Source organism: Novosphingobium indicum, from assembly GCF_014645195.1.
Lineage (GTDB): Bacteria > Pseudomonadota > Alphaproteobacteria > Sphingomonadales > Sphingomonadaceae > Novosphingobium > Novosphingobium indicum.
In genome coordinates this window covers 124,342-147,558 of record NZ_BMLK01000013.1, presented here as the reverse complement: position 1 = coordinate 147,558, position 23,217 = coordinate 124,342, and the positions used below count along the sequence as shown (strand labels likewise).

The following is a 23,217-nucleotide window of genomic DNA, read 5'->3' as shown; positions in this document are numbered from 1 at the left end:
CCTATCAAGAAAATTAGCCTGGCCTCAGGCACATCATTTTTGCCATAAGCTATCGAATGATTTCAGGACTCGAACCGACCACCGGACTTCATGCCTTTGTGCGAACTGCGGAAACGGGCTCGTTCAGTGCGGCCGCACGCCTCGCAGGCACGACGCCCTCCGCTGTTTCGAAAAGTGTGGAGCGACTGGAAATGCGCCTTGGCGTGAAGCTCTTCCTACGCTCGACAAGATCACTGACGATGACCGTCGACGGAACCGCCTACTACGAGCGCGTCGCCCCCCTTTTGCGTTCTCTTGACGAAGCTGGCGACGTTCTCAGCGACACCGGAAAAGCCAGCGGCTCGCTACGCGTCAGCCTTCCCGGCGTACTCTGCCCCGCACTTGTCGAGCACCTGACGAGCGGCTTCTTCAAACGCCATCCAGACATCAGGCTCGATATCAGCGTCACCGATCGTCACGTAGATCTCGTCCGCGAGGGATTCGACGCGGCAGTACGCGCGGGCGCGGTCGATGCGGTTGACTGGAAGATCAGGCGCATCGCGACACTACCCCTCGTACTGGTCGCCTCGCCAGATTGGCTGGAGCGAGGAGGCTCCCCCAAGACGCGCCGTGAACTTTCGCAGGCTGATCATATTCGATATCGCCTTGGCGCAAACACCTATCCAATCCGCTTTGCCGATGGGTCTGATCTCGCAACCGATGGCGTGATGGACACCGACTCCGGACAGGCGATGAGAATCGCCGCCCTTTCGGGGATGGGTGTAACGCAATTGCTCAGGCTGGCAGTGGCAGATGATCTGGCGGCCGGACGTCTGGTCGAAGTGCTCCCCCAGGACTCTCTGACTACTGTTCCGATCCATGCGCTACATGCCTTCGGGCGCCTTGCGCCGCTGCGGGTGCGCCTTTTCACAGACTTTCTTGCCGAAGTGCTGAAACAGCATTCGGTCTGACCGGTCAAAGTGCCATATCGGCCATCGCCTAAGGTCGAAATTCCATGTGGTAGGGATCAGGGCGCGTACCGGTGCAAGATTGCGCGTACGCGCCCCTTTTCGAGCCTTACTGGCCTGGCTTTAATAATCCCAGAAGGACGCGACCCAACGGAAGGCATCGCCGTCTACAGAAACATGGCCGACAGACGGAAACGGTAAGTGCGTCGCCACCAGCAGTTCACCGTTCTCCGCCGCCTCCCGCAACAGCCGGACCCGAACGCGTACCGACTCTTCAGGGTCATGTTCGAACCCGTTGTGCCAGTCAGGGTGATCGAAGCCGACCGGAAACAGCGCGTCTCCAGCAAACGTCAGCCGCTCGCCGCCGGAATTGAGGTGGACGACGCAATGGCCGGGCGTGTGGCCGCCCGTGAGCCGAGCGACAACTCCAGGCGCCACTTCGCACTCTTCGTCGAACATCAGCAGATTGCCGCGATATTCCTTGATGAACTCAGCGGCAGTGGACCGAAGCACATCCGGTACCGGCGTTGGCATCGCAGTGAAGGAAAAATCCGGCGCATCCCAGAACGCGACTTCAGTAGCCGAAACATGGATCCGTATGTCGGACCGCAACCGGCTTTTCACGTCATCGACCAGTAGTCCGCCGACATGGTCCATGTGCATATGGGTAATCACCACGTCCGTGACTGACCCAAGATCGATGCCAGCTGCCTCCAGCCGGCTGGGAAACTGTCCGGCCCTTGGGAAGCCTGGAAATTGTCCTCCCAGGCCTGCGTCGACAAGGATGGTCTGGTTACCGCTGCGCACGACAAGGACATTCAGTGCCCAGTCAAACATGTCGGGGCCCACGAACATGTCCTTGAACCACGCGGCGCGAACCGCCGGATCAACGTTGGTCGCCATCGTTTCGGTCGGCAAAGGCAAGACTCCGTCGCTGATGACCAACACTTCGAGATCGCCGACACGGAGGGCATATCGCGAGGGGACGAGATCATCGACTTCAATGGAGCCCGGTCTGGCAATGGTTTCGAGCGTCATACTTAGTTCCTTTCGATTGCCGTCAATGCCACGGCAATAGTCACGCTAAGTGGGAGCATCTGGCCAATCGACTGGTTCGAAGCATCGCTCGGGATATGCGATCGTATAGACCGGCAAACGCGATGGGCGGATAGGATCTAGGCTTCACGTATGATTATGCCAGAAGAGTTGACCAACACCCGCATGTTGTTCGATTGAAAATGCAGCGAAACGGACACGCCATTTGAATTAATTGCACTGGCGGTACATTCAAAATCCGGCTGCTTGCAATGCGCACAACCCATTGATACTTTAGAATATTTAGGGTGCGATTGGGAAATCGTTACCCAATAACATCAGACTGCTGGCAATTCGTTTTCAGGTAGCTCCAACAGAAAACGAGTGTGGCCGACAAAAGCAGGATCGCGCCTATACATCGGGATAAGGCTTCTAGGCCGTAGGCCTTATCGCGGGGGTCGGGTCTTGATGGTATTCCGCAGTTGTAGCCCACAGGAAAACGCCCCCTCTCCCCGCCTGGGGCTGCCCGCCAATTGGCGGTGTCTCGAGCGGGCCGGTTTTTTTCAAGACCGGCCCGCTTTTCCAGGTACTTCCTGCCACGAATTGCGGATGCAAAGTTATTGATGGCGTGAGCTTGGGCCTACAGCCCAGCCGACAAGCCAGACGAAGATCCTTCGCTAAGCTTCACGTTGGCCAACCGGCGGCCAGAGTTCTGGCTGACATGTTCTCGTATCGCGCGAATGGCGAACCTCGCTTCGGATCGATTCACTCGATCTGCCTCGCACAGGACTGGAGGTTTTACGGAGCCGATTGCTGGGCAACTTCTGCGAGCCATTTCGCAATGCATCGAGAAAGTCGGACCACCACTGCGCCATCTCGACCCGTTCGTTCCAATGTGTACCACGATGATAGGCTGCGCGTACTTTGTTCGCATCGCCGTGGGCGAGAGCCCGCTCGATGGCATCCGCAGACCACTGCCCTGATTCATTGAGCAGAGTACTGGCCATCGCACGAAAGCCATGGGCGGTCATTTCATCGCCGGAGAAGCCAAGACGCCTCAGGCCAGCATTCACGGTGTTCTCACTCATCGGCCGTCTAGTCGAGCGGATCGAAGGAAAGACATAGCCAGAAGGCCCGGAAATCTCCTCCACTTGGCACAGGAGTTCGATCGACTGGCGCGACAAGGGCACATGGTGCGCACGGCGCATCTTCATCTTCTCGGTCGGGATTGTCCAGATGGCGACGTCGAAGTCGATCTCATGCCATTCGGCGTGCCGTAATTCGCCGGGGCGAACGAAAACGTGAGGCAAGAGCTGCATGGCAAGCTTGGTCAGTTGCTGACCATCGTAACCGTCGATCGCTCGGAGCAACTGACCAACGCGGTCCACTTCGACAATCGCCCCATAGTGCTTTGGCCGGGGCGCGATGAGCGCACCGCGTAGGTCGCGCGTAGGATCCGACACGATCCGGGCGGTCGCAACACCATAGCGGAAAACCCTCCCCGTCAGCTGCAGTACACGCCGCGCGGTCTCGTAGTTGCCCTTGGCTTCAATCCTGCGCAGCGCAACGAGAATTTCGATCGTGGTGATCGCGCCGATAGGGAGGCGCGAAATCGCAGAGCCAAGCCGTGTGATGTAGTACTCGCTCTTTGTGGCGGTAGATTCCGACATGCCTTCGCGACGCCGCTTGTCGATGAATTCCTGCGCGACCTTCCCGAAAGGATCATCGCCACTGGCGATGGCCTGATAGTTGGCCAGCATCTTTTCGCGTGAAGGGTCCTTGCCATCGACAAGTTGGAGGCGTGCCTGGTCGCGCTTGGTTCTTGCGTCGGCAAGTGAGACAAGTGGATAAGGGCCGATGGCGAGCTTCTTTTCGCGCCCTTCCCATCGGTACTTCATGCGCCACAGCTTGGTCCCGGACGGATTGACCTGAAGATAAAGCCCGCCTCCGTCGCCCAGCTTGTATGCCTTGGCTTTCGGCTTTGAATTCTTGATCGTGAAGTCGGTGAGAGACATGATTGGGGGCCTTTTTCCGAATTGGACTCGGCGAGGCCCCCAAATAGGCCCCCAACAGGTGGGCAACCATGAGATCTGGTCGGACGCGCTGAGCAGGAAGACCCCAAAAATACCGCAGATTTCTGCGGGTTACAACGCTCAGTGGGATGTGATGAGGCATGATCCGTGGTGGGCGGTGACGGGCTCGAACCGCCGACCCTCTCGGTGTAAACGAGATGCTCTACCAACTGAGCTAACCGCCCGGCATACCGGAACCCGCGCATTTAGGGCAATTCACGCGCGCGTCAAGATATCATGGCCGTGCTCAACTGCAGACAAGGCAAGAGGCCGGCAGTTGACAGTGACATACCGGCATGGGCCTGCCGGCAAGGACTCTCAGCTATGAAAGTGGCGCAGGATCGCCGGGTCGAGCGGGGCCTGGAAGCGGAGCGAGAGGTGGTTGGCGTCCCTGCACGTCGCGGTGGCAGAAAACGGACCGATGGCGCCTATCCATAGCGACACCTCGCCTTCGTTCAGCGCTGCGCCGTGATCGGTTTCGAGTTCGCAGCCCTGACAGGCCAGACTCGAAATTCTCACGCTTGTTGAGTCGCGCAGACCGATGCATTCGCCATAAACTATTGTCGTCATGATTGCCGCACATCCCCCGGTTTCCCGGGTCCTCTGCTCTGTCCAAGTGCCGTCGATGCCACAGCGGCAAGACGGTCGAAGCATTGCCTCGCATCCACATCCATAAATGTGCCAAAAGAAAGTATCGTTTCAGTTGATAGCCCCGATGCGACAAGCTGAAGCAGGCAGCAGACGAATGGTCACCGCATGGACCGAAGCGCTTTCACCTCCATGCGGGCCCGCCGATCAGCCCGGTTCCAGTTCATCCAGCAAAGTGGAAAGCGACGCCGAAACAGCATCGTGACCGGTCGCAACGCCCAGTTGCCGTTCCCTCGACAGCAGCAGCGCGAGACTGGTGATGGTGACCGCCAGGGCGGATGCATCCATTTCGACGCTGCGCGGGGCTCGCGCCAAGGCGGCTTCGAGCACCTCGATCTCGAGCGCGCGCGACTCCTCTATGAAGTGAAGCACCTCGCGCCGGAGTCCCTCAATGCGGTTGGCCAGCGCCATGAATTCGGAGATCAGCCGCGCGTCCGTCGAATGCAGGCTGATGTCCCAGATCGCGCGCAAGGGACGCTCGCCGGATGCCGCGGCCTTGAGTCTGGCCATTTCGCGTTCCGCCATCCGGTGAAACAGGGCGATAACGAGATCGTCCATGGTCCGGAAGTAGTAATAGACGAGGCGCTGCTTCACGCCGATGCGGTCAGCTATGCTGCGCGACGTGAGCTGCGCGTGCCCCTCTTCGCGCAGGATCGCTTCGGCGCCGTCCAGCATGGCGTGCCAGTTTTCCGACCCTTCCGGCCCCATCCTGCGACCGGCTTCCTCGCGGCCCGTACTGCTGACCATGTCCCCGACTGTCCCTGTCCGCCTCTCGCTCGCCTTGCCTAATGGCGCAGCACCCCGGCGTAAAGCGCGGCGCCTCACGGCAGTTCGGCGCGCGATTGACAGCCATTCCGACCGCGCTAACACTATGACGAACAAATAGGACGGGAGAGATGGGGTGGAGGAATGCAGCGGCCGGCTTGCCGGCAAAGTCGCTATCGTCACGGGTGCAGGTCAGGGCATCGGCGAAGCCATTGCAGCCGGCTACGCACAGGAGGGCGCCAAGGTCATCCTGACCGGGCGCACGCTCGGCAAGCTGGAGGATGTGGCAGCGAAGATCGCGTCCGCCGGGGGTACGGCTCTCGCCCTGCAGGCGACCGCAGGGGACAAGGCCGACAGCGAGAAAACGGTGGCTCGCGCCCTGTCGGAATGGGGGCGCGTGGACGTGCTGGTGAACAACGCGCATACGTTCACCGACTATCTGCCGATCGACGATCCGAAGATGGAGGAGCACTGCAAGGTGGACTTCCAGTCCGCCTTCTACGGATCGCTGCAGCTCATGCAGGCATGCCACCCGCACATGGTCGCGCAGGGCGGCGGGTCGATCATCAACATGGGGTCCAGTTACGGCGTCCGCTGCGAGCCGGGGTTCCTCGCCTATGCCGCCAGCAAGGAAGCGATCCGGGCGCTGACCAAGACCGCCGCGCGCGAATGGGGACCGCAGAACATCCGGGTCAACACGATCCTGCCATCGGCGCTTTCCCCCAAGGCGATCTGGTATCTGGAGGAAAGCCAGACCTACGACCTCGAACTCTCCAAGGTCGCCATGGGACGCTTCGGCACGCCGGAGGACATCGCTCCCAGTGCCATCTTCCTCGCCAGCGACGAATCTGCATTCGTCACCGGGCAGACGCTTGGCGTCGAGGGCGGCGCAACGATGCTCTGAGCGGGACCCTTGCCAGTCAGGCGGGCAGGTCGTCCGGGATCCAGTCCGGGTCGCGCTTTTCCATGAAGGCCCGCATGCCTTCGCGCGGTTCGCGGCCGAAGGCGAGATTGGCGAACATCGTCTCGTAATCGATCGGCGGGTATTGCTGGTTCAACATGCGCTTGGTGTGGGCGCGGGCTTCGGGCGCGGTGCGCAGGATTTCGGTGGCAGCGCGCAGAGCCGCCGCTTCCAGTTCCTCGTGCGCGACGAGGCGCGAGAACAGGCCCATATCATGGGCTTCGGCCGCCTCGATCGGGCGCGCGGAGAGGATCACGTCCCGGGCGCGGGCCATGCCGATGTGCGCGGGCAGCATCGCGGCATAGCTGGCATCGATGATCCCGCGCAGCAGCTCGGGCACACGAAAGGTGGCGCGCTGCGAAACGACGGCGATATCGGCCATCATCGCGATGAGCAGACCGCCGCCCTGGCAGATACCGTTTACCGCCGCGATCACCGGCTGCATCGACTCGCGAATGGCGAGGAACGGCAGGCTGTCGTATGTGAGACCTTCCGGAACACGCTCGTCCCCGTCCTCGTACCGGCCACCGAGATCGCCGCCCGCCGAAAAGCTGTCTCCCGTGCCGGTGATGATCAGCGCACAGGGTTCCTCGAACGAATTGACCAGCCGCACCGCGCGTTTGAGCCCGAAGTACATCGCCGGGGTCAGCGCATTGCGCGCGTGCGGGCGATCGATGCGGCACCACAGGACCGGCCCTTCGCGTTCCAGTTTCAGCGATTGCGTTCCGATGTCGTATTCGCTCATGGTCGTCTCCCGCATGCTTTGCGGCAGGACGCTAACGGGCTGGGAAGAGGCAGGCCATGACCAATGTACGACCGCTGCCGGTGGAGATCGGCGATATCACTCCGGCGTGGCTTTCAGCGGCGCTGGGTAGCCCGGTCTCCGCAGCGAAAGTCGTCGACGTCAACAACGGCACCTGCACCAAGATCCGCATCGCGCTGGAAACCGACGATCCGGATACCCCGGAGACCGTGATCCTCAAGGGCGGGTTCGAACCGCACAGCCGGATGATGGACTACATGCACGCCAATGAAGTCCACGCTTACGCCGATGTCGCCCCGCATTCTCCGCTGCGCCAGCCGCGCACGTGGTTTGCCGGGTTCGATGCGGACGCGAAGCAGGGCATCGTGATCATGGAGGACCTCGTCGCGCGCGGCGTCACCTTCCTGCATCCCCAGCAGCCGCGCCCGCCCGAGGAAGTGGCACGCCGCCTGGAGATGCTGGCAAAGCACCATGCGATGACGCTGGGGCGCCCGGAGGACATGGCGCCGGACGGCCGCTTCGCCTGGGCGGGAGACCTGATCGACGGCTTCTACCGTTACGGTGAAACGATCCTGACCCCGCCGGTCTGGGAGGGCTTCGTGAACAGCGCGCGTGGCGCTGCGGCCTCCACGCGCTTTCACGGGCTCGACTGGTTTCTCGATACGCTCGGCAAGCTCTCGCGCTTCGGCAAGGCGGTGCCGCGCGCGCTGCTGCACGGCGATACCCACCTTGGCAACCTCTACATCGATACCGACGGCGAGCCGGGCTTCTTCGACAGCCAGCCGCATCTGGGCCCGGTCATGGCCGAAGTCGCCTATCACGTGACCGGCGCGCTCGACATGGCCGACCGGCGCACCCATGAACGCGATCTCGTTGCGCACTATCGCACCGCCCTGGCGGGCGAGGGGCACACGCTGCCGCCGCTCGAAGACCTGATGCGCCAGTACGCCGCCTTCCTGGCCTTCGGCTATGCGATCTTCCTGGTGAACGCGTCCGACTTTCAACCGGAGGCGATCAACACCGCCTATACCGCGCGCTTTTCCAGCGCGATGCTCGATAACGACACGCTGGGCGTTCTGGCAGGTCTCTAGGCACGAGAAAGCCCGGCGAGCCGGAGAGGCCGCCGGGCTTTCGGGAACCGCGCCCGCCCGTTTTACGCGGGGGGACAGCGCCGGATCAGCTGCCGAAGTGAACCTTCAGCCGCATGCCGTACATGCGCGGTTCGCCGACCGAGGCGGTTTCGAAACCGACTTCGGGCGAACCCAGGCCGGCGGCATAGCTGTAGTACTTTTCCTTGGTCACGTTCGTGGCGAACAGCGACAGGTCGACCGGCGAACCACCGATCGAATCCCACCCGACGTTGAGGTTCAGCAGGCCGAGCGAAGGCAGAGTGCTGAACGCGGCAATCGCCGGGTTCGGGTTCTCGCGATCGATGTAGTTGACCAGCATCTTCGAGCGATACGTATAGCTGGCGCCCAGCGTGATATCGCCGATGCTGCGGTCGAGTGGCAGCAGGTAGTTGGCCGAGACCGTGAACTTGTGCTTGGGCGAAAGCACTTCCGGATCACCGACTTCGAACGGAGCCGCCAAAGTGAAGTTGGGGTCGTTGTAGGTCGAGAAGTCCGGGATCTTCTTAATCTCGGTGTGCAGGTAGGTGTAGCTGCCCGAGAGCGTGAAGCCCGCGAACGGCGTGATCGAACCTTCGGCTTCGAGGCCGTAGATTTCCGACTTGTCGGCATTGACCGGAGCGGCCGTCGACGCCTGACCGCTGCCTTCGACGGCATTGAAGCCGACCTGGAGCTGCTGATTCGAGAAGTCGTTGTAGAAAGCCGCCAGATTGAAGGTGCCGCGCAAGGCGCCATGGAAGCTGCTCTTGAAACCGATCTCGTAACTGTCGACCTTTTCGGGCCCGACGAGGTTGAGCGGCGCCGCTACGTTGGGGGCGATAGTCGCTGCACGATAGCCGCGCGCATACTTGGCATAGCCCATCATGTCGGGCGTGAAATTGTAGTCGACGTCGATCAGCCAGGTCGGCTTGTTCGATTTCTGCCGCAGCGTCACGACGCAGCCGTTCGCGACCGAGGCCGGATCGGTACAACGCGGATTGGGTGCACCCGGCAGGCTCGGGAACGGGCCATATTCGGGCGGGTACATCAGCGTATAGGTTTGGCGCAGGCTTTCGTTGCGCTGCTTGTCCCAGGTGTAGCGCAGACCCCCGGTGACCTTCAGCTGATCGGTCAGCGAATAGGTTGCCTGCGCGTAGAGACCGAAGTCCTGGAAGTAGGTCTTGCCCACCGTGTAGTTCACCGAACCCACATGGATCGGCGGCAACGTCGAGGGATCGCCGCCGGCCTCGGCAACCTGCTGCGCGGCGCCCAGATAGGTCAGCAATCCGATCGGGTCGTTGCACTGGAAGTTGGCCCCGCCATCGGTGCACGAAGCGAGGAACGGCGACTGACTGCCCGCATAGCCAAGCGGACGGCTGATCTCGACATAGCCGCCCGCCTGCCAGTCGAGGCGGTTGTCCATGGCCTTGCCCTGGAGCTGCAGTTCCTCGGTGAAGGTATACTGATCGGCGGTCTTGAGACCCGGCGGAGGCGAGATCTGGGTAAAGCTGACGTCGTAGGCACCGATCGGCAGTGCCTCGCCGGTCAGCACGTTGAAGTCGATCGTCGCATTGGTGCCGAACTGACCGGCATGGATCGTCTGCTTGTACTCGGCATAGCTGGCGATGTTCTTGACCGTCAGATTGTCGGACGCGATCCAGGTGGTGGTGTTGATGACCTGCCACTGGTCGATCTTGGAATACGACTTCTCCAGCGGGTTGATGACGTTGTAGAAGCCGGTGCCCTGCTGCGCCAGCTGGCCAGCGAAAATGCCGCCGAGGCCTTCGTGCGGATCGACCGCGACAAGCTTGGTCAACGGACCGTTGGTATCCGAGTGGATGTACGACGCGATCAGGTAGTTCTCGATATCGGGCGTCAGGTCCGCAACCACGCTCAGGCGGAGCGCGGTATAGTCTACGTCGTTGAAGTCCTTGGGGCCGATACCGGACTGGTTCTGGAGGTAGCCGTCACGGACCATGCGGTCGGCGGCAAGGCGCACCTTGAAGGTATCCGCCAGCGGGATGTTGATCGCACCCTGCGCACGGCGCATGCCGTAGTTGCCGATGGAGCCTTCGACATAGCCTTCGAGCAGATCGGTTGGCTTCTGCGGGACGAGCAGCACCGCGCCGCCAGTGGTGTTGCGGCCAAACAGCGTGCCCTGCGGGCCCTTGAGGATCTGGACGTTCTGCAGATCGAAGAAGTTGCCCGGCAGCACACCGTCACCGGTGGGCAGACCGTTCGAGGCGCCGCGCGGCGTCACGACTTCGGCGAAGTACGTACCGACCGACGGCAGCGTGCCGATGTCCTGCGCAAAGCCGCGGATAGCGAAGGTCGTGTTTTCCGAACCGAAGTTCGTGTTCGAGGAGAGCGACGGCGTATAGTTCGCCAGGTCGCTGGCGTTGACGACGTTCCTGTCGGAGAGCTGGTCCTGATCGTAGACCGTGATCGAAATCGGCACGTCCTGCAGACGCTCTTCGCTGCGGCGCGCGGTCACGACGATGTCGTTGCTGCCGATGTCGGCTTCGACCGCACCCTGCGGCGCATCCTGCGCAAAGGCGGGTGCCGCGAACACGAGCGAACTCGCTGCGCACAGCAGAAAACGGTAACGTGAGGAACGCATGATTTCTCTCTCCCTGGCATTAAGGCGTTTCCATCTAGAGGGGGGCGTGGAAACGTCGTTCTCAATCGGCGGCTTGATATGCCTCTGCCGTGCTGCGCCGCAAGAGAATGCCCCGCCACTTCGCGATCTGTTCCCTCTGCGAACACCCCGAATGCCGTGTGAGACAAATCCCCTTTACCAAAAATTATCATGCAATTTCATGCATTTCATTGAATTCGATTGTTTTAAGAACGCCTCGCAAGAGGGGCCTCGGCTTGAGGCCTTCAGGCTTGTCGCATTGCAATGCAGAGAGAGCTGAACGCGACTCACGTATCTCGCGTGTGCCAGCCCCTGTGTGGCACGCATGGCTGCACAATCCGCGACGCGGCGGCCAAGTGTACGCACTGCAGGCGATGTCTCAGGTATTGGAGTTGGAGATGGCCGAGCGGAACAGGCTTGCGTCCGCTTCCCAGTCCATGCGCACCCGGCGATGGGCGATCAGCCAGTCATCGCCGACCTTGCGGAACGTGTCGAGATAATAGCCGGCGTGGTCCGGGCCGATATCGGTCCAGGCCACCCAGTAGGTCCGCGCCTTGGCGGTATCCGGGCCAGTGAGATCGATCTTCGACGTCGAGAGGTGGTGGCGCACGAAAGTGGCCCCGTGCGTGCCGCCCTCGCCCCTGAGCCAACGCTCCTGCCAGGCGCGGATCTCCGCACGGCCTTCATAGCGGAACATGCGGTCCGCCGGTACGTGCTCGCTTTCCATCACCGCGTCCTGCGTGAAGCACGAGACGAAATCGTCGATCCGCAAGCGGTCGCCCGACGTCGTGTACTTCGCCATGACATCGCGGATCGCCTCGCGGGCCAGCAGGTCTTCCAGCGTCACGACATGACCAGCCCGGCATCGACGTTGATCGACTGCCCGGTCACCGTGCGTGCGTCATCCGAGGCAAGGAACAGTGCCATGCGTGCCACGTCTTCGGGCGTGGAGAAAGTCTTGAGCGGCAGCGGCGCGACGATGCCGGCCTCGATCTCCTCGACGGTCTTGCCCTGCTCGTCGGCGACGCGCTTCATGTAGTTGAGCATGAGATCGGTGCCGATCGCACCGGGAACGACGCAATTGCAGCGGATACCGTATTCGCCCACCTCGCGCGCGATCGTCTTGGTGAGAATGCGCAGGGCGCCCTTGGCGGCGCTGTAGTGGCTCTTGCGAACCATGCCGTCCCAGCCGGCGCTGGAGGAGAAGTTGACAATGCTGCCAGTGCGCCGCTCCAGCATCGAGCGGTTCAAGACTTCGCGCGAGCACAGCATCGCCGCCATGCAGTCAACCTTGTAGGTATCGAGGAAGTTGTCGACGGTCTGTTCCCAGATGAATTTGTCGGTCCCCGGGACGGCCGCATTGTTCATCATCACGTCGACCTGGCCCCAGCGACTCATCGCCGCATCGACCATGGCCGTCACGTCGTCCTCGTCGGTCACATCGGCCCGCACTGCGACGGCATTCTCGCCGATGCGCGCCGCCACGTCCTCGACCAGTTCCAGCCGCCTTGCGGCCAGCACCAGCTTTGCGCCTTCGTCGGCCATCATCTGCGCCATGACCGGGCCGAGGCCGGTGCTCGCCCCGGTGATGATCGCAACCTTTTCCTTGAACCGTTTCATGCCGCCACGACCTTGCGCATCACGTCGTGGCTTTCCGGAGACCCATCGAGCGCACGGTTGAAGCGTTCGACAATACGCCAGCCGTCTCCGGTACGGCGCAGCGTCCAGTGATTGACCGCCGCCCGCCATAGGAACCAGCGGTCGCCTTCCTTGAGTACGACGAAGGAATAGCCGACGGCATCGGCATCATCGCCATCGACAGTGATTTTCGGCGTCGCCGTGAGGTGCGCGCAGCCGGTGTTCACGAGATCGATGTGCCCCGGCCACATGTACATGCCGGCAACTTCATCCGGCGCAGACAGGCGCTTGGAGCCACCGTCGGGCAGGGTGAAGTTGTAACCGCCACCATCGACCCACAGCTTGCCCGCCGGCTCCGCCGTGGCGCTGTCGACCAGCGGGCCGTAGGTCATCAGCAGGTTCTGGATTTCAAGATGATCCTCGGCAGCCCTCAGGCGGGCCTCCAGCGCGGCAACACGCGCCTCCAGTGCATCGGTCGACATGAACTCTCCCACAAACGGCTATTGTTGCCGGGAAAGTCCCGCGCCGCACGCGGCAGGTCAAGTTCCCTCCTGGGGAGTTGCGCCTACCAGTCGAACCAGCGGCGACGGCGGCGCGTGTCGAGAATGCCATCCCCATCGGTGTCGGTCGCGACGGTGTGCGTCGTCACGGGCTCTGCAGCAGGTTCCCGTCCGTGCGAAAGCGCTTCGGCCCGGGCCTCCGCACGCGCGGCGCGAAGCTCGGCTTCATGAACGCGCTCTTCGGCACTGCGGGCCATTTTCTCGCTGCGCCGCTCGCGCGAGATCGCATAGTAGTGGCTCCACATCTGGCTATGCGCGAATGCAAGAGCGAGACCACCGAGAATCGCCAGATCCTTGAGCGCCATCAGCAGTTCCATGGGATCTGCCAGCTGGTTATGGAAGAACAGGATCGCCAGCGCAGTGAAACCTGCCAGCAGGATCGCGACCAGGCGCACCATGAAGCCCGCTGCCAGGCACAAACCGGCCACCAATTCGAAAATGCCGGTAGGAATGGCAAGGCCGCTGGGCAGCCCAACGCCCGTAATCATCGCCTCGGTCCCGGCGACATCCATGAGTTTTCCAGCGCCTGCGTAGATGAATATCAGCGCAATCAGAAAACGTCCGATAATGGCAGCAATCTTCGACACAGTTCTTCTCCCGCCGACTGGCACGGAAGAAAGAAGCCGTGTGAAAGACTATTGTTCCCCTGGCGGGATCAACCCCTGCCGGTCAGGAGTGGGTGATGGCGGGCATGCCGTCCTTGCTGCCGGTGGTCTGCGCATCGTCGCGCGAGCGCGGGCTCGCCACGGCATCGGCGATCAGCCGGTCCTGATCCTCGCGGCTGATCCTTTCCCAGCCGGCACGGCCGAGCTTTTCCATCGGCCGGTAGCGCACCTTGTACTGCATGCGCGGCGAGCCTTCGACCCAGTAGCCGAGATAGACGTAGCTCAGCCCCATTTCGCGGGCCCGGTTGATGTGGTCGAGGATGATGTAGTTGCCCAGCCCCTGCCGCTCTTCGTGGTGCGGATCGTAGAAGCTGTAAATCATCGACAGCCCGTCGCACTGCTTGTCGGTCAGGCAGGCACCGACCAGACGCCCCGGCGTGACGCCGTCGGCCGATGGTTCGCGGTATTCGATGATGTAGCTGGTGACAGGGGTATGCTCGACCATGTCGGCGAAGTCGGTCTCATCCATCGTCGTCATCCCGCCTTCGGGATGGCGTTCGGAAAGATAGCGCTGCAGCAGCTCGAATTGCTCGTTCGTCGACCAGGGACGGCAGACGGTCGCGATCAGATCGCCATTGGCCTTGAGCGCGCGCTTCTGCGAGCCCGATGCCTTGAACTCGTCGGCCACCACACGCACCGAGATGCAGGCGCTGCAATCGAGGCAAGAGGGGCGATAGGCAACGGTCTGGCTGCGGCGAAAGCCGATGCGGCCGAGGGCATCGTTGAGCGAGTCCGCGTGCGGCCCCTTGAGCTCGGTGAAGACCTTTCGCTCGTTACGACCGGGAAGATACGGGCACGGCGCAGGGCTGGTCACAAAAAACCGGGGAAATCGAACCTGTGCCGTCACGGGATTGAAACTTCCTTTTGCTTTCTAAGCTATCTGCCTTCGTGTGTTGCCCCAAATATGCACGGCGTGCCGAAACCTTCAAAGTCTTTTAACTACGAAATGCGGCCAACTCGCGGCAAATTTGCCATGAGCGGTGTGCGAACCGGTACGGGCGTGCCAATTCGGTGCACCCCCGGCCGACAACCTTTCCAGCGCCGCAAAGCCCCTCACTGTCGCCGGCCATCGTCCCCGCTAAGACGCGGCGCGCGCAGCACAATTGCGATCAGTCGGTTTCGACCTGCTTCACTTCATAGCCCTCGCGGCGCAGGGCGGCGACCAGCGCGGCAAGCTGTTCCGCATCGCGCGCCTCGCACTCGATTTCCGTGACGAGGCCCTTGGCCGGAAGGTGGGTGAAGATCCGCTGATGGAACACCTCGATGATGTTCACATTGTGCTCGTGAAACACTTTGGCCACCTTGAACAAGGCGCCGGCGCGGTCCTGCAGACCGATGCGCAGGCGAGCAAGACGGCCCGAGCGGGCGAGGTCGCGCAGCAGCACGTTGGCCAGCAGGCGAGTATCGATATTGCCGCCAGACAGCACGATGCCCACCTTGCGGCCCACGAACATGTCGCGGTTGTCCATCAGTGCGGCAAGACCGGTCGCACCGGCGCCCTCGACCAGCGTCTTCTCGATCTGGAGCAGCAGCGCCAGCGCGCTTTCGATCTTCGGTTCGCTGACCAGCAGGAACTCGTCGAGATACTTGCGCAGGACTCGCGAGGTCAGCTTGCCCGGCGAAAAGACCGCAATGCCTTCAGCCAGCGTGTCGCCGCCGATCGGCAGGTTCGTACCCTTGAGCAGGTTGTACATCGAGGGATAGAGCAGCGCCTCCACGCCAACCAGCCGGATATCCGGGTTGATGTCACGCGCGACCGTACTCATGCCCGAGCCGAGACCGCCGCCGCCCACGGGCAGGATCAGGGTGTCGAGTTCCGGCACGTCCTCGAGCATCTCGATGGCAACCGTGCCCTGCCCGGCAGCGACAAAACGGTCATCGAAGGGATGGACGAATGTAAGGCCCAGTTCCTCTTCGAGCTTGCGCGCGTGAGCGTAAGCATCGTCGAAGCTTTCGCCCTCCAGCACGACCTTGCCGCCCACGCTCTCGGTCTGCATGACCTTCACCGTCGGCGTGGTCTTGGGCATGACGATCGTCACCGGTACACCCAGGCGCGTGCCGTGATAGCTCAGTCCCTGCGCGTGGTTGCCGGCCGACGCTGCGATCACGCCGCGCTTCTTGCGCTCCTCGTCGAGCTGGAGCAGCGCATTGAGCGCGCCGCGTTCCTTGTAGGCGGCGGTGAACTGCAGATTCTCGAACTTGAGCCAGACCTCGGCGCCGGTGATCGCGCTCAGCGTCGAGCTGTACTGGGTGGGCGTGCGAACCACCGAGCCCTTAATCCGCTCGGCCGCGGCGCGTACGTCGGCGGCGGTCAGCGGGGCGTCTTCGGCCCCGGGAGCGATCTTGAGCACTGGCTGTTCCATAGGCAGGCGCGCCTACCGGAAACCGCGAGGAATTGAAAGCGAACTCGGGCCGGACGGCTGAGCACTGTCCGCTTCTGGCTGTTTGCTTTCCCATAAAACAGGGTAGAAGGCCTCACATGAGCCAGAGCACCAGCGAACCTCGCAAGGTATCCCTGATCGGCCTCGGGGTGATGGGCGGCGCGATCGCGCGGCACATCGCCGAAGCCGGGCACGAACTGACGATCCACAACCGCTCGCCCGAAAGAGCGCGCAAGTGGACCGAGGAAAATCCAGACCTTGCCCATCGCATCGCCGCCAATCCCGCCCATGCGGCGCAGGATGCGGATGTCGTCATCACCTGCGTGGGCAACGACGACGATCTCGCCGATGTCGTGCTTGGCCCCAATGGCGTGTTCCGGATGCTCAAGAAGGGCGGCGTGTTCATCGATCACACGACGGTCTCGGCGCGGATCGCCCGCCAGATCTCGGTGGAAGCCCGCGACCTGCAGATCCACTGTGTCGATGCCCCGATGACAGGATCGCAGATCGGCGCCGAGAAAGGCACGCTCACGCTGATGTGCGGCGGGCGCAAGGATGCCATCGAGGCGGCCCGCCCGGTGATGGAGGCCTACTCGCAGCGCATCGTCCACGTCGGCAAGGCAGGATCCGGGCAGATTGCCAAGATGGCGAACCAGATCTGCATCGCCGGCAATGTCGCCGCTCTCGCCGAGGCGGTCCGCTTCGCGCAGGCCTCGCACCTCGACATGGACAAGGTCTACGAGGCGATCTCCGGCGGCGCGGCGCAGTCCTGGCAGATGGACAACCGCTGGAAGACGATGGACGACGACGCCTTCGACTTCGGCTTTGCCATAGACTGGATGCGCAAGGACCTCGGCCTCAGTCTCGAGGAAGGCCGCGGGCTCGGCGTGTCGCTGCCGGTGGCGGCGCTGATCGACCAGTTCTTCGCGGAAATTCAGGCCATGGGCGGCGGACGCCTCGACACCAGCGCCATCATCAAGCGGCTGCCGAAGAAGGGCAAGAAGTGAGTTTCACGAAACGGGCGGCTATCGCTGCCGCACTGATCTGTGCGCTGATCGCTTCACCGGCGGCGGCAAGGAAGAAAAAGAACGCCGAACCCGAACCGCCGGTCGCCGGAACCCTGATCGACAACGTCGAGGGCCTGACCCCCGACGGCAACGGCGGAATCGACCGCTTCGATGGCTTCCTGATCGGCCCCGACGGCCGGGTGAAGCAGATCTATCATTCCGGCGACGAGCGCCCCGAACGGGTCCAGTACAGGCTCGACGGCAAGGGCCGCATCGTCATGCCGGGCATGATCGACGCGCACGGCCACGTCATGGCGACGGGGTTCGCGCGGATGACGCTCGACCTGTCGATGGCGAAGTCGCTCGATGAGGCGCTGTCGCGTATCGCCGCGTGGACCGCAGCGCACCCCGACTTGCCGTGGATCCTCGGCACCGGCTGGAATCAAGTGGTCTGGGGCCTCGACCGTATGCCCACTGCAGCTGAACTCGACGCGGTGACCGGCGGCAAGCCCGCATGGCTTACACGCGTCGACGGGCATGCCGGCTGGGCCAACAGCGCGGCCATGGCCGCAGCCAACATCACCGCCAAGACCCCCGACCCGGCAGGCGGCGAAATCCGGCGCGTTGCTGGCGGTAAAGCACCGGCAGGCGTCTTCATCGATGCCGCGACCGCGCTCATCGACGCGAAAGTGCCGAAACCCCGTCCCGAGGACCGCGACACGGCGCTGGCCGAGGCGCAACTGGCGATGCTTTCGCAGGGCGTTACCGCGATTGCCGACATGGGCACGACCATCGAGGACTGGCAGGCCTTTCGCCGCGCGGCCGATCTTGGCCATCTGCGTGTGCGCATCATCTCCTATGCCGCCGGTATAGACGCCATGAGCCTGATCGGCGGCCCCGGCCCGACGCCGTGGCTCTATGACGACCGGCTCAAGATGAACGGGCTGAAGCTCTACCTCGACGGCGCCCTCGGATCGCGCGGGGCCTGGCTCAAGGCCCCCTACGCCGACGATCCCGAGACGAGCGGCCTGCCGCAGATGAGCCAGACGCAGCTCGGCAACCTGATGAGCCGGGCGGCGATCGACAATTTCCAGGTCGCGGTCCACGCCATCGGCGACGAGGCCAATAAGACCGTGCTCGATGCCATCGACGAGCTGACCGCGACCTACAAGGGCGACCGCCGCTGGCGCATCGAACATGCCCAGATCGTCGATCCCGCCGATATCCCGCGCTTCGGCGAACACGGTGTGATCGCCTCGATGCAGCCGCAGCACGAGGCCTCCGACCGCGTGATGGCCGAAGCCCGGCTGGGGCCGGACAGGCTTGCTGGTGCTTACGCATGGAAATCGATGGAAGCGGCCGGTGCGACGCTGGCTTTCGGGTCTGACACGCCGGTAGAGCCCGCCCATCCCTTCCAGGGCCTTGCCGTTGCCATTACCCGGCAGGGCGCCGACGGCGAGCCTTTCGGCGGATGGCAGCCGCAGGAAGCGCTCAGCCGCGAAGCCGCGCTGGAGGCCTATACGACCGGCGCAGCCTACGCGATGTTCGCCGAAGACAAGCTGGGCCGTATAGCCGAGGGCTACGATGCCGATTTCCTCTTCGTCGACACCGATCCGACGCTGGCCACGCCGCAGCAGATCCGCAAGACCAAGGTTCTGGAAACGTGGATCGGCGGCCGGCTCGCGTGGTCGGCAGCGAAGGATCAGGTTGCTGAAGAGGTTGCAGCGGAGGGGCGGTAGCATCGCACGGCGAGGCCCGCCCAGCTGTGACTATGTTCGCCTGACGGCTAACCAAGTCGCGCGGCCCTCCCGCTCGCGGGAGGGCAAAACAGCCCTATCCGATCACTCAGCCGTAGCGCTCGCGGCCTGTTCATCGGGCGCCTTCTCTCGGGCATCGCGGCGTTCGGTGAAGCGCATCACCAGCAGCGTGCCTTCGAACAACGCCATCAGCGGCAACGCCAGCATGAGCTGCGAAATAACGTCGGGCGGGGTCGCGATAGCCGCGACCACGAAGATGCCGACGATGGCGTAGCGCCGCGCACCGGCAACTTGCGCGCGTGTCACAATACCCGCGCGGTTCAGGAGCATCAGCAGCACCGGCAAAAGGAAGCTGATGCCGAAAGCCAGAATGAACTGCATGACCAGCGAAAGGTAATCGCCCGTACCCGGCAGAGCCTCGAGCTTGAGACCGCCCTTGTCGCCCTGAAAGCCAAGGAAAAAGTGAAAGGCCGTGGGCATGACCACGTAGTAGGCCAGCGCCGCACCCATGGTGAACAGCACCGGGGTGGCGACCAGGAAGGGCAGGAATGCCTTCTTTTCCTTCGCGTAGAGCCCCGGCGCCACGAACGCCCAGATCTGGTTGGCGATCACCGGAAAACTTACGAAGAAGGCCGCGAAAAGCGCGACTTTCACTTCGACGAAGAACGCTTCGTAGAGCTTGGTGTAGATCAGCTTGCCCTGTCCTTCGGGAAAGGCATGGGTCAGCGGGCGAACCAGAAAACTGAAGATGTCGCTGGCGAAATAGAAGCAAATGCCAAAAGCCACCGCGAAGGCCAGGAATGCGCGCATGAGGCGCGTGCGCAGCTCGATCAGATGGTCGAGCAGCGGCGCCTGAGATTCGTCGATATCGGGGATGCGAAATGCCATGGCGGGACCGATCAGGGCGGCGGAGGCGGAAGATGGAATTCCGCCTGCTCCGGATCACTGGCGGATTTGTCCTTCCGGTTCGACGGCTCCATTTCGGGAGCCGGCTCCGGCGAAGGCTCTTCGTCCTTGGGCGGCGCGGCCTGCACTACCGGCTTCGCGGGCGTGGACGGCGCCTGCATGTCCTCGGCCGTGGGGAGCTGCGGGGTCGATTTCATGATCGCCTCGTTCTGCTCACGCCACTTCTGTTCCATTTCCTCCAGCTCGGCCTCGCGCACCATGGCGTCGATACCGGATCGGAAGTGACCGGAAATCTTGCGCATCTTGCCGATCCAGCGGCCAGCCGTGCGCATCGCCAGCGGCATGTCCTTGGGGCCGATGACGACGACCGCCACAATGACGACCATTAGGAGTTCGGATGCGCCGATGTCAAACATCGCCGGTGTGCGACCTTGCCGTGTCCAGCGTTAGGCTCAGGCCTGACCGTTCTTGGTCTCGCTGGGCGTCGGGCTGGGATCGCCCTGCTGCTGCGAGGTGATCTGCGCGGGCGGGGTGGCGTCCTTGTCCGAGGCCTTCTTCTCGTCCTCGTTCATGCCATCCTTGAAGCTCTTGATGCCCTTGCCGAAGTCACCCATGATTTCCGACACGCGGCCGCGTCCGAACAGCACGAGGACGATCACCAGAACGATCAGCCAGTGCCATATCGAGAAGCTACCCATAGCTAAAATACTCCAATGCGGTGCGCCGATTCCAGACGCTACCCGGCCCATCTAGGAGCTTTCCCGCTAAGTTGAAAGCCCGTCATGGTTCTGACCCTGTCCGGTCGCACCGTCGTCATCTTCGTTCTCTTCCGGCGTATTTCCGGGGCTGAGCGCGGACTCGATCATCTCGTCGTCGACCGGATCGAGCAGACCGGCAGCACGCAGTTCGTCGATTCCCGGAAGCTCGCGCAGCGAATTGAGACCGAAATGCGCCAGGAACTCGGGCGTGGTCGCATAGATGACTGGGCGGCCGGGCACTTCGCGGCGGCCGGCAACGCGCACCCAGCCCGCTTCCATCAGCACATCCAGTGTGCCCTTCGCGGTCTGCACGCCGCGAATCGCCTCGATCTCGGCGCGGCTGACGGGTTCGTGATAGGCGACGATGGCCAAGACCTCGGTCGCGGCACGGCTGAGACGGCGCAGTTCTTCCTTCTCGCGGCGCAGCAGGTGGGCAAGATCGGGAGCAGTCTCGAAATGCCAGCGCTTGCCGCGCTCGACGAGACGGATGCCGCGCTGCGCATAGTGCAGCTGCAACTCTGCCAGCGCCGGGCGCACATTGGCCTGCCCGAGATGCGTCGAAATCTGATCCACTGTCATCGGCTGCTCGGCAGCGAAGAGCGTGGCCTCGACCGCGCGGACCAGATCGTCCGGGACTTCGACAGGCTCAGCCTGAGCGGTGTCTCGACCAACGCTTTCGTCCGCTCGTCCCGAGCTTGTCGAAGGGCGGATATCGGACGTCACGGCTTGGCCGCCTTCAGGCGCAGCGGTCCGAAGGTCTCTTCCTGCGCGATCTCGGCCTTTCCGGTCCGGGCCAGCTCAAGCACCGCGACGAAGCTGGACGCCAGCGCGGAGCGGCGCAGCTTCGGATTTGCCCAGTTGTCATGGGCCGGCGGCAGGAAGTCGCGCAGGTCCATCCAGTCGATGGCCACGCCGAGCATCGACGACACGCGCTGGATCGCGCTGTCGAGCGTCATCACCATGCGCTCGCGCACCATGTGGACGACCGGCTCGTTGCGGATCTTCACATCGCCATAGGCGCGGATGAGATCGAACCATTCACATTGCCAGCGGTTCTTGCGATCGACGCGCAGCCCTTCCGGCGCGCCGCGCAGGAAGACATCGCGGCCCAGCCGGTCGCGGCCCATCAGCCGCGCCGCCGCCTCGCGCATGGCGCCCAACCGCTGAAGGCGCAGTTGCAGACGCAGCGCCAGCTCTTCGGGACTGGGATCTTCCTGCTCGTCCTTGGGCAGCAGCAGCGCCGATTTGAGATAGGCGAGCCAGGCGGCCATCACGAGGTAGTCCGCCGCCAGTTCCAGCCGCAGCGCCTCGGCCTCCTCGATATAGGTCAGGTACTGGTCGACCAGTTCGAGGATCGAGATCGTGCGCAAGTCCACTTTCTGCCGCCGCGCCAGATCGAGCAGCAGGTCGAGCGGTCCTTCCCAGCCGTCGATCTCGAGATAGAGCGCTTCCTGGCGTTCCTCGGCAGCCGCGGGGCCGTCCCAGTCGCCTTCGGCCGCATCGAGCGGATTAGCGGCGCCTTCGGGAAGATCGCCGTGGTCCATCGCTCAGGCCACCGTCTGCGCCAGCAAGGCATCGCGCCGGGCGACGAGATCGGCATGCAGTTCCTTCGAACCACTTTCGACCGAAGCCAGTGCTCGTTCCAGCCGCTGCGCCGTCTCATCCGACATCGCGGGAAGGCGCTGGGCGATGCCGACCATGTCGTCCATCTTCGCCCAGCAGTTGAGCGCGATGTCGCAACCGGCGGCAATCGCCCGCTCGGCCCGCTCGGGCACGGTGCCATCAAGGGCTTCCATGTCCAGATCGTCGGTCAGCAGCAGGCCGCCGAAACCGATGCGCTTGCGGATGATCTCGCTCACCACGAAGGGCGAGAGGGTGCCCGGCAAATCCGCATCCCACGCGGTATAGCGCACATGTGCGGTCATGCCGACGGGGGCATCGGACAGGGCGCGGAAGGGGGCAAGGTCGGTTTCCAGGTCCTCCGCGCTCGCGTCGACGGTCGGCAGTTCCTTGTGGCTGTCGGCCATGGCGCGGCCGTGTCCCGGGATGTGCTTGATGCAACCGACCACACCGGCCTTCGCCAGTCCCGCCAGCGCCGCGCGGCCCAGCGCGGCGACGCGCATCGGCTCGGCACCGAAGGCCCGGTCGCCGATGACGTCGTGAGCGCCCGGCTGGCGCACGTCGAGCGAGGGATAACAGTCCGCGGTAATCCCCGCTTCGGCCAGGTCCAGTCCCAGCGCCTCGGCATTGGCGCGCACGGCCTCGATCGCGGAAGCCGGGGCGCGGTCGTAGAGCCGGTCGAACGCTTCGCCCGCCGGATAGGCCGGCCAGACCGGCGGCTTCATCCGGGCGACGCGGCCGCCTTCCTGATCGATGCAGATATAGAGCCGGTCGCGCCCGTGGATCGCCTTGAGTTCGTCGGTCAGAGCGCGAAGCTGCTCGCGGCTTTCAACGTTGCGGCCGAACAGGATGTAGCCCGCCGGATCGGCATCACGGAAGAAAGCGCGCTCATCGTCCGTCAGGGTCAGGCCGGCAAGGCCGAATATCGCGGGTACCATCGCGATTTCGTCGCAGAAAAGCGCGGGTTCTGCAAGAAAACGCACCGCGCGG

The 23,217-nt window shown here is 63.2% G+C and carries 23 protein-coding genes and 1 tRNA gene; 5 read left to right on the top strand and 19 right to left on the bottom strand.

Translation table 11 applies throughout. The annotated features are described in order from the left end of the window. Positions 1 to 56 precede the first annotated feature (56 nt). Entirely contained in the window at positions 57 to 950 is an 894-nt protein-coding gene (locus IEX64_RS14780; RefSeq protein WP_188820677.1) for a LysR family transcriptional regulator, read from the top strand. 120 nt (positions 951 to 1,070) lie between these two features. Here the strand turns inward: IEX64_RS14780 and IEX64_RS14775 are convergent, their stop codons facing one another. From IEX64_RS14775 to IEX64_RS14755, 5 genes are all read right to left on the bottom strand, one after another. Continuing rightward, positions 1,071 to 1,985, bottom strand: a complete 915-nt coding sequence (locus IEX64_RS14775) for an MBL fold metallo-hydrolase (protein WP_188820674.1) — start codon at positions 1,983 to 1,985, stop codon at positions 1,071 to 1,073. Between the two features lie 674 nt (positions 1,986 to 2,659). After that, the gene (locus IEX64_RS14770) at positions 2,660 to 3,997 is read right to left on the bottom strand and encodes a tyrosine-type recombinase/integrase (protein WP_188820672.1); all 1,338 of its coding nucleotides are present in this window, start codon (positions 3,995 to 3,997) and stop codon (positions 2,660 to 2,662) included. Positions 3,998 to 4,163: 166 nt separating this feature from the next. Then, positions 4,164 to 4,239 (bottom strand) — tRNA-Val (locus IEX64_RS14765). A 133-nt stretch (positions 4,240 to 4,372) separates the two neighbouring features. Continuing rightward, positions 4,373 to 4,624, bottom strand: coding sequence for a hypothetical protein (locus IEX64_RS14760; protein ID WP_229710392.1), 252 nt, complete (start codon positions 4,622 to 4,624; stop codon positions 4,373 to 4,375). A gap of 225 nt (positions 4,625 to 4,849) precedes the next feature. Further along, positions 4,850 to 5,449: a TetR/AcrR family transcriptional regulator gene (locus tag IEX64_RS14755; protein WP_229710386.1), complete on the bottom strand. Its 600-nt coding sequence runs from the start codon at positions 5,447 to 5,449 to the stop codon at positions 4,850 to 4,852. 154 nt (positions 5,450 to 5,603) lie between these two features. On the opposite strand from IEX64_RS14755, the gene IEX64_RS14750 reads away from it, so the two are divergent. Then, on the top strand, positions 5,604 to 6,371 hold the full coding sequence (locus IEX64_RS14750) for an SDR family NAD(P)-dependent oxidoreductase (protein ID WP_188820670.1): 768 nt from the start codon (positions 5,604 to 5,606) through the stop codon (positions 6,369 to 6,371). A gap of 16 nt (positions 6,372 to 6,387) precedes the next feature. Here the strand turns inward: IEX64_RS14750 and IEX64_RS14745 are convergent, their stop codons facing one another. Further along, positions 6,388 to 7,173 (bottom strand): enoyl-CoA hydratase/isomerase family protein, encoded by a 786-nt coding sequence (locus IEX64_RS14745; RefSeq protein WP_188820669.1) that lies wholly within the window; start codon positions 7,171 to 7,173, stop codon positions 6,388 to 6,390. Positions 7,174 to 7,229: 56 nt separating this feature from the next. Between IEX64_RS14745 and IEX64_RS14740 the strand changes: the two genes are divergently transcribed. Beyond that, on the top strand, positions 7,230 to 8,282 hold the full coding sequence (locus tag IEX64_RS14740) for a protein kinase family protein (RefSeq protein ID WP_188820667.1): 1,053 nt from the start codon (positions 7,230 to 7,232) through the stop codon (positions 8,280 to 8,282). 85 nt (positions 8,283 to 8,367) lie between these two features. Here the strand turns inward: IEX64_RS14740 and IEX64_RS14735 are convergent, their stop codons facing one another. From IEX64_RS14735 to IEX64_RS14705, 7 genes are all read right to left on the bottom strand, one after another. Next, the gene (locus IEX64_RS14735; protein ID WP_188820665.1) at positions 8,368 to 10,917 is read right to left on the bottom strand and encodes a TonB-dependent receptor; all 2,550 of its coding nucleotides are present in this window, start codon (positions 10,915 to 10,917) and stop codon (positions 8,368 to 8,370) included. Between the two features lie 397 nt (positions 10,918 to 11,314). Next, positions 11,315 to 11,782: a nuclear transport factor 2 family protein gene (locus IEX64_RS14730; RefSeq protein ID WP_188820663.1), complete on the bottom strand. Its 468-nt coding sequence runs from the start codon at positions 11,780 to 11,782 to the stop codon at positions 11,315 to 11,317. Then, positions 11,779 to 12,555: an SDR family NAD(P)-dependent oxidoreductase gene (locus tag IEX64_RS14725; protein WP_188820661.1), complete on the bottom strand. Its 777-nt coding sequence runs from the start codon at positions 12,553 to 12,555 to the stop codon at positions 11,779 to 11,781. Before IEX64_RS14725 ends, IEX64_RS14730 begins: the two co-directional genes overlap by 4 nt. Continuing rightward, positions 12,552 to 13,055 (bottom strand): nuclear transport factor 2 family protein, encoded by a 504-nt coding sequence (locus tag IEX64_RS14720; RefSeq protein ID WP_188820659.1) that lies wholly within the window; start codon positions 13,053 to 13,055, stop codon positions 12,552 to 12,554. Before IEX64_RS14720 ends, IEX64_RS14725 begins: the two co-directional genes overlap by 4 nt. Before the next feature lie 83 nt (positions 13,056 to 13,138). Next, positions 13,139 to 13,720: a DoxX family protein gene (locus tag IEX64_RS14715; protein ID WP_188820657.1), complete on the bottom strand. Its 582-nt coding sequence runs from the start codon at positions 13,718 to 13,720 to the stop codon at positions 13,139 to 13,141. Between the two features lie 82 nt (positions 13,721 to 13,802). Beyond that, on the bottom strand, positions 13,803 to 14,645 hold the full coding sequence (locus tag IEX64_RS14710; protein WP_188820655.1) for an arginyltransferase: 843 nt from the start codon (positions 14,643 to 14,645) through the stop codon (positions 13,803 to 13,805). 262 nt (positions 14,646 to 14,907) lie between these two features. Next, a complete protein-coding gene (locus tag IEX64_RS14705) occupies positions 14,908 to 16,161 on the bottom strand; it encodes a threonine ammonia-lyase (RefSeq protein WP_188820653.1) in 1,254 nt (417 codons plus the stop codon). A gap of 116 nt (positions 16,162 to 16,277) precedes the next feature. Between IEX64_RS14705 and IEX64_RS14700 the strand changes: the two genes are divergently transcribed. After that, positions 16,278 to 17,186 (top strand): NAD(P)-dependent oxidoreductase, encoded by a 909-nt coding sequence (locus IEX64_RS14700; RefSeq protein WP_188820651.1) that lies wholly within the window; start codon positions 16,278 to 16,280, stop codon positions 17,184 to 17,186. Beyond that, positions 17,183 to 18,925, top strand: coding sequence for an amidohydrolase (locus IEX64_RS14695; protein ID WP_229710384.1), 1,743 nt, complete (start codon positions 17,183 to 17,185; stop codon positions 18,923 to 18,925). The genes IEX64_RS14700 and IEX64_RS14695 overlap by 4 nt, the downstream gene beginning before the upstream one ends. A 102-nt stretch (positions 18,926 to 19,027) precedes the next feature. Here the strand turns inward: IEX64_RS14695 and tatC are convergent, their stop codons facing one another. From tatC to nagZ, 6 genes are all read right to left on the bottom strand, one after another. Next, positions 19,028 to 19,831, bottom strand: a complete 804-nt coding sequence (gene tatC / locus IEX64_RS14690; RefSeq protein ID WP_188820649.1) for a twin-arginine translocase subunit TatC — start codon at positions 19,829 to 19,831, stop codon at positions 19,028 to 19,030. A gap of 11 nt (positions 19,832 to 19,842) precedes the next feature. Further along, positions 19,843 to 20,265 carry a Sec-independent protein translocase protein TatB gene (gene tatB, locus IEX64_RS14685; RefSeq protein ID WP_188820647.1) on the bottom strand — a complete coding sequence of 141 codons (423 nt, stop codon included), beginning with the start codon at positions 20,263 to 20,265 and terminating at the stop codon, positions 19,843 to 19,845. Between the two features lie 36 nt (positions 20,266 to 20,301). Beyond that, entirely contained in the window at positions 20,302 to 20,547 is a 246-nt protein-coding gene (locus IEX64_RS14680; RefSeq protein WP_188820645.1) for a twin-arginine translocase TatA/TatE family subunit, read from the bottom strand. 66 nt (positions 20,548 to 20,613) lie between these two features. Next, on the bottom strand, positions 20,614 to 21,186 hold the full coding sequence (scpB, locus tag IEX64_RS14675; protein WP_229710407.1) for an SMC-Scp complex subunit ScpB: 573 nt from the start codon (positions 21,184 to 21,186) through the stop codon (positions 20,614 to 20,616). Positions 21,187 to 21,326: 140 nt separating this feature from the next. Next, positions 21,327 to 22,151: a segregation and condensation protein A gene (locus IEX64_RS14670; RefSeq protein ID WP_188820643.1), complete on the bottom strand. Its 825-nt coding sequence runs from the start codon at positions 22,149 to 22,151 to the stop codon at positions 21,327 to 21,329. 3 nt (positions 22,152 to 22,154) lie between these two features. Next, positions 22,155 to 23,165: a beta-N-acetylhexosaminidase gene (nagZ, locus tag IEX64_RS14665; RefSeq protein WP_188820641.1), complete on the bottom strand. Its 1,011-nt coding sequence runs from the start codon at positions 23,163 to 23,165 to the stop codon at positions 22,155 to 22,157. Positions 23,166 to 23,217 lie beyond the last annotated feature (52 nt).

Bases quoted from the DNA above. Each gene is read 5' to 3' on its own strand.
- IEX64_RS14670 (WP_188820643.1), bottom strand. From the start codon at position 22,151: ATGGACCACGGCGATCTTCCCGAAGGCGCCGCTAATCCGCTCGATGCG.
- IEX64_RS14760 (WP_229710392.1), bottom strand. From the start codon at position 4,624: ATGACGACAATAGTTTATGGCGAATGCATCGGTCTGCGCGACTCAACA.
- IEX64_RS14770 (WP_188820672.1), bottom strand. From the start codon at position 3,997: ATGTCTCTCACCGACTTCACGATCAAGAATTCAAAGCCGAAAGCCAAG.
- IEX64_RS14700 (WP_188820651.1), top strand. From the start codon at position 16,278: ATGAGCCAGAGCACCAGCGAACCTCGCAAGGTATCCCTGATCGGCCTC.
- IEX64_RS14740 (WP_188820667.1), top strand. From the start codon at position 7,230: ATGACCAATGTACGACCGCTGCCGGTGGAGATCGGCGATATCACTCCG.
- scpB (WP_229710407.1), bottom strand. From the start codon at position 21,186: ATGACAGTGGATCAGATTTCGACGCATCTCGGGCAGGCCAATGTGCGC.
- tatB (WP_188820647.1), bottom strand. From the start codon at position 20,265: ATGTTTGACATCGGCGCATCCGAACTCCTAATGGTCGTCATTGTGGCG.
- tatC (WP_188820649.1), bottom strand. From the start codon at position 19,831: ATGGCATTTCGCATCCCCGATATCGACGAATCTCAGGCGCCGCTGCTC.
- IEX64_RS14780 (WP_188820677.1), top strand. From the start codon at position 57: ATGATTTCAGGACTCGAACCGACCACCGGACTTCATGCCTTTGTGCGA.
- IEX64_RS14720 (WP_188820659.1), bottom strand. From the start codon at position 13,055: ATGTCGACCGATGCACTGGAGGCGCGTGTTGCCGCGCTGGAGGCCCGC.
- IEX64_RS14725 (WP_188820661.1), bottom strand. From the start codon at position 12,555: ATGAAACGGTTCAAGGAAAAGGTTGCGATCATCACCGGGGCGAGCACC.
- nagZ (WP_188820641.1), bottom strand. From the start codon at position 23,165: ATGGTACCCGCGATATTCGGCCTTGCCGGCCTGACCCTGACGGACGAT.
- IEX64_RS14775 (WP_188820674.1), bottom strand. From the start codon at position 1,985: ATGACGCTCGAAACCATTGCCAGACCGGGCTCCATTGAAGTCGATGAT.
- IEX64_RS14745 (WP_188820669.1), bottom strand. From the start codon at position 7,173: ATGAGCGAATACGACATCGGAACGCAATCGCTGAAACTGGAACGCGAA.
- IEX64_RS14680 (WP_188820645.1), bottom strand. From the start codon at position 20,547: ATGGGTAGCTTCTCGATATGGCACTGGCTGATCGTTCTGGTGATCGTC.
- IEX64_RS14755 (WP_229710386.1), bottom strand. From the start codon at position 5,449: ATGGTCAGCAGTACGGGCCGCGAGGAAGCCGGTCGCAGGATGGGGCCG.
- IEX64_RS14705 (WP_188820653.1), bottom strand. From the start codon at position 16,161: ATGGAACAGCCAGTGCTCAAGATCGCTCCCGGGGCCGAAGACGCCCCG.
- IEX64_RS14735 (WP_188820665.1), bottom strand. From the start codon at position 10,917: ATGCGTTCCTCACGTTACCGTTTTCTGCTGTGCGCAGCGAGTTCGCTC.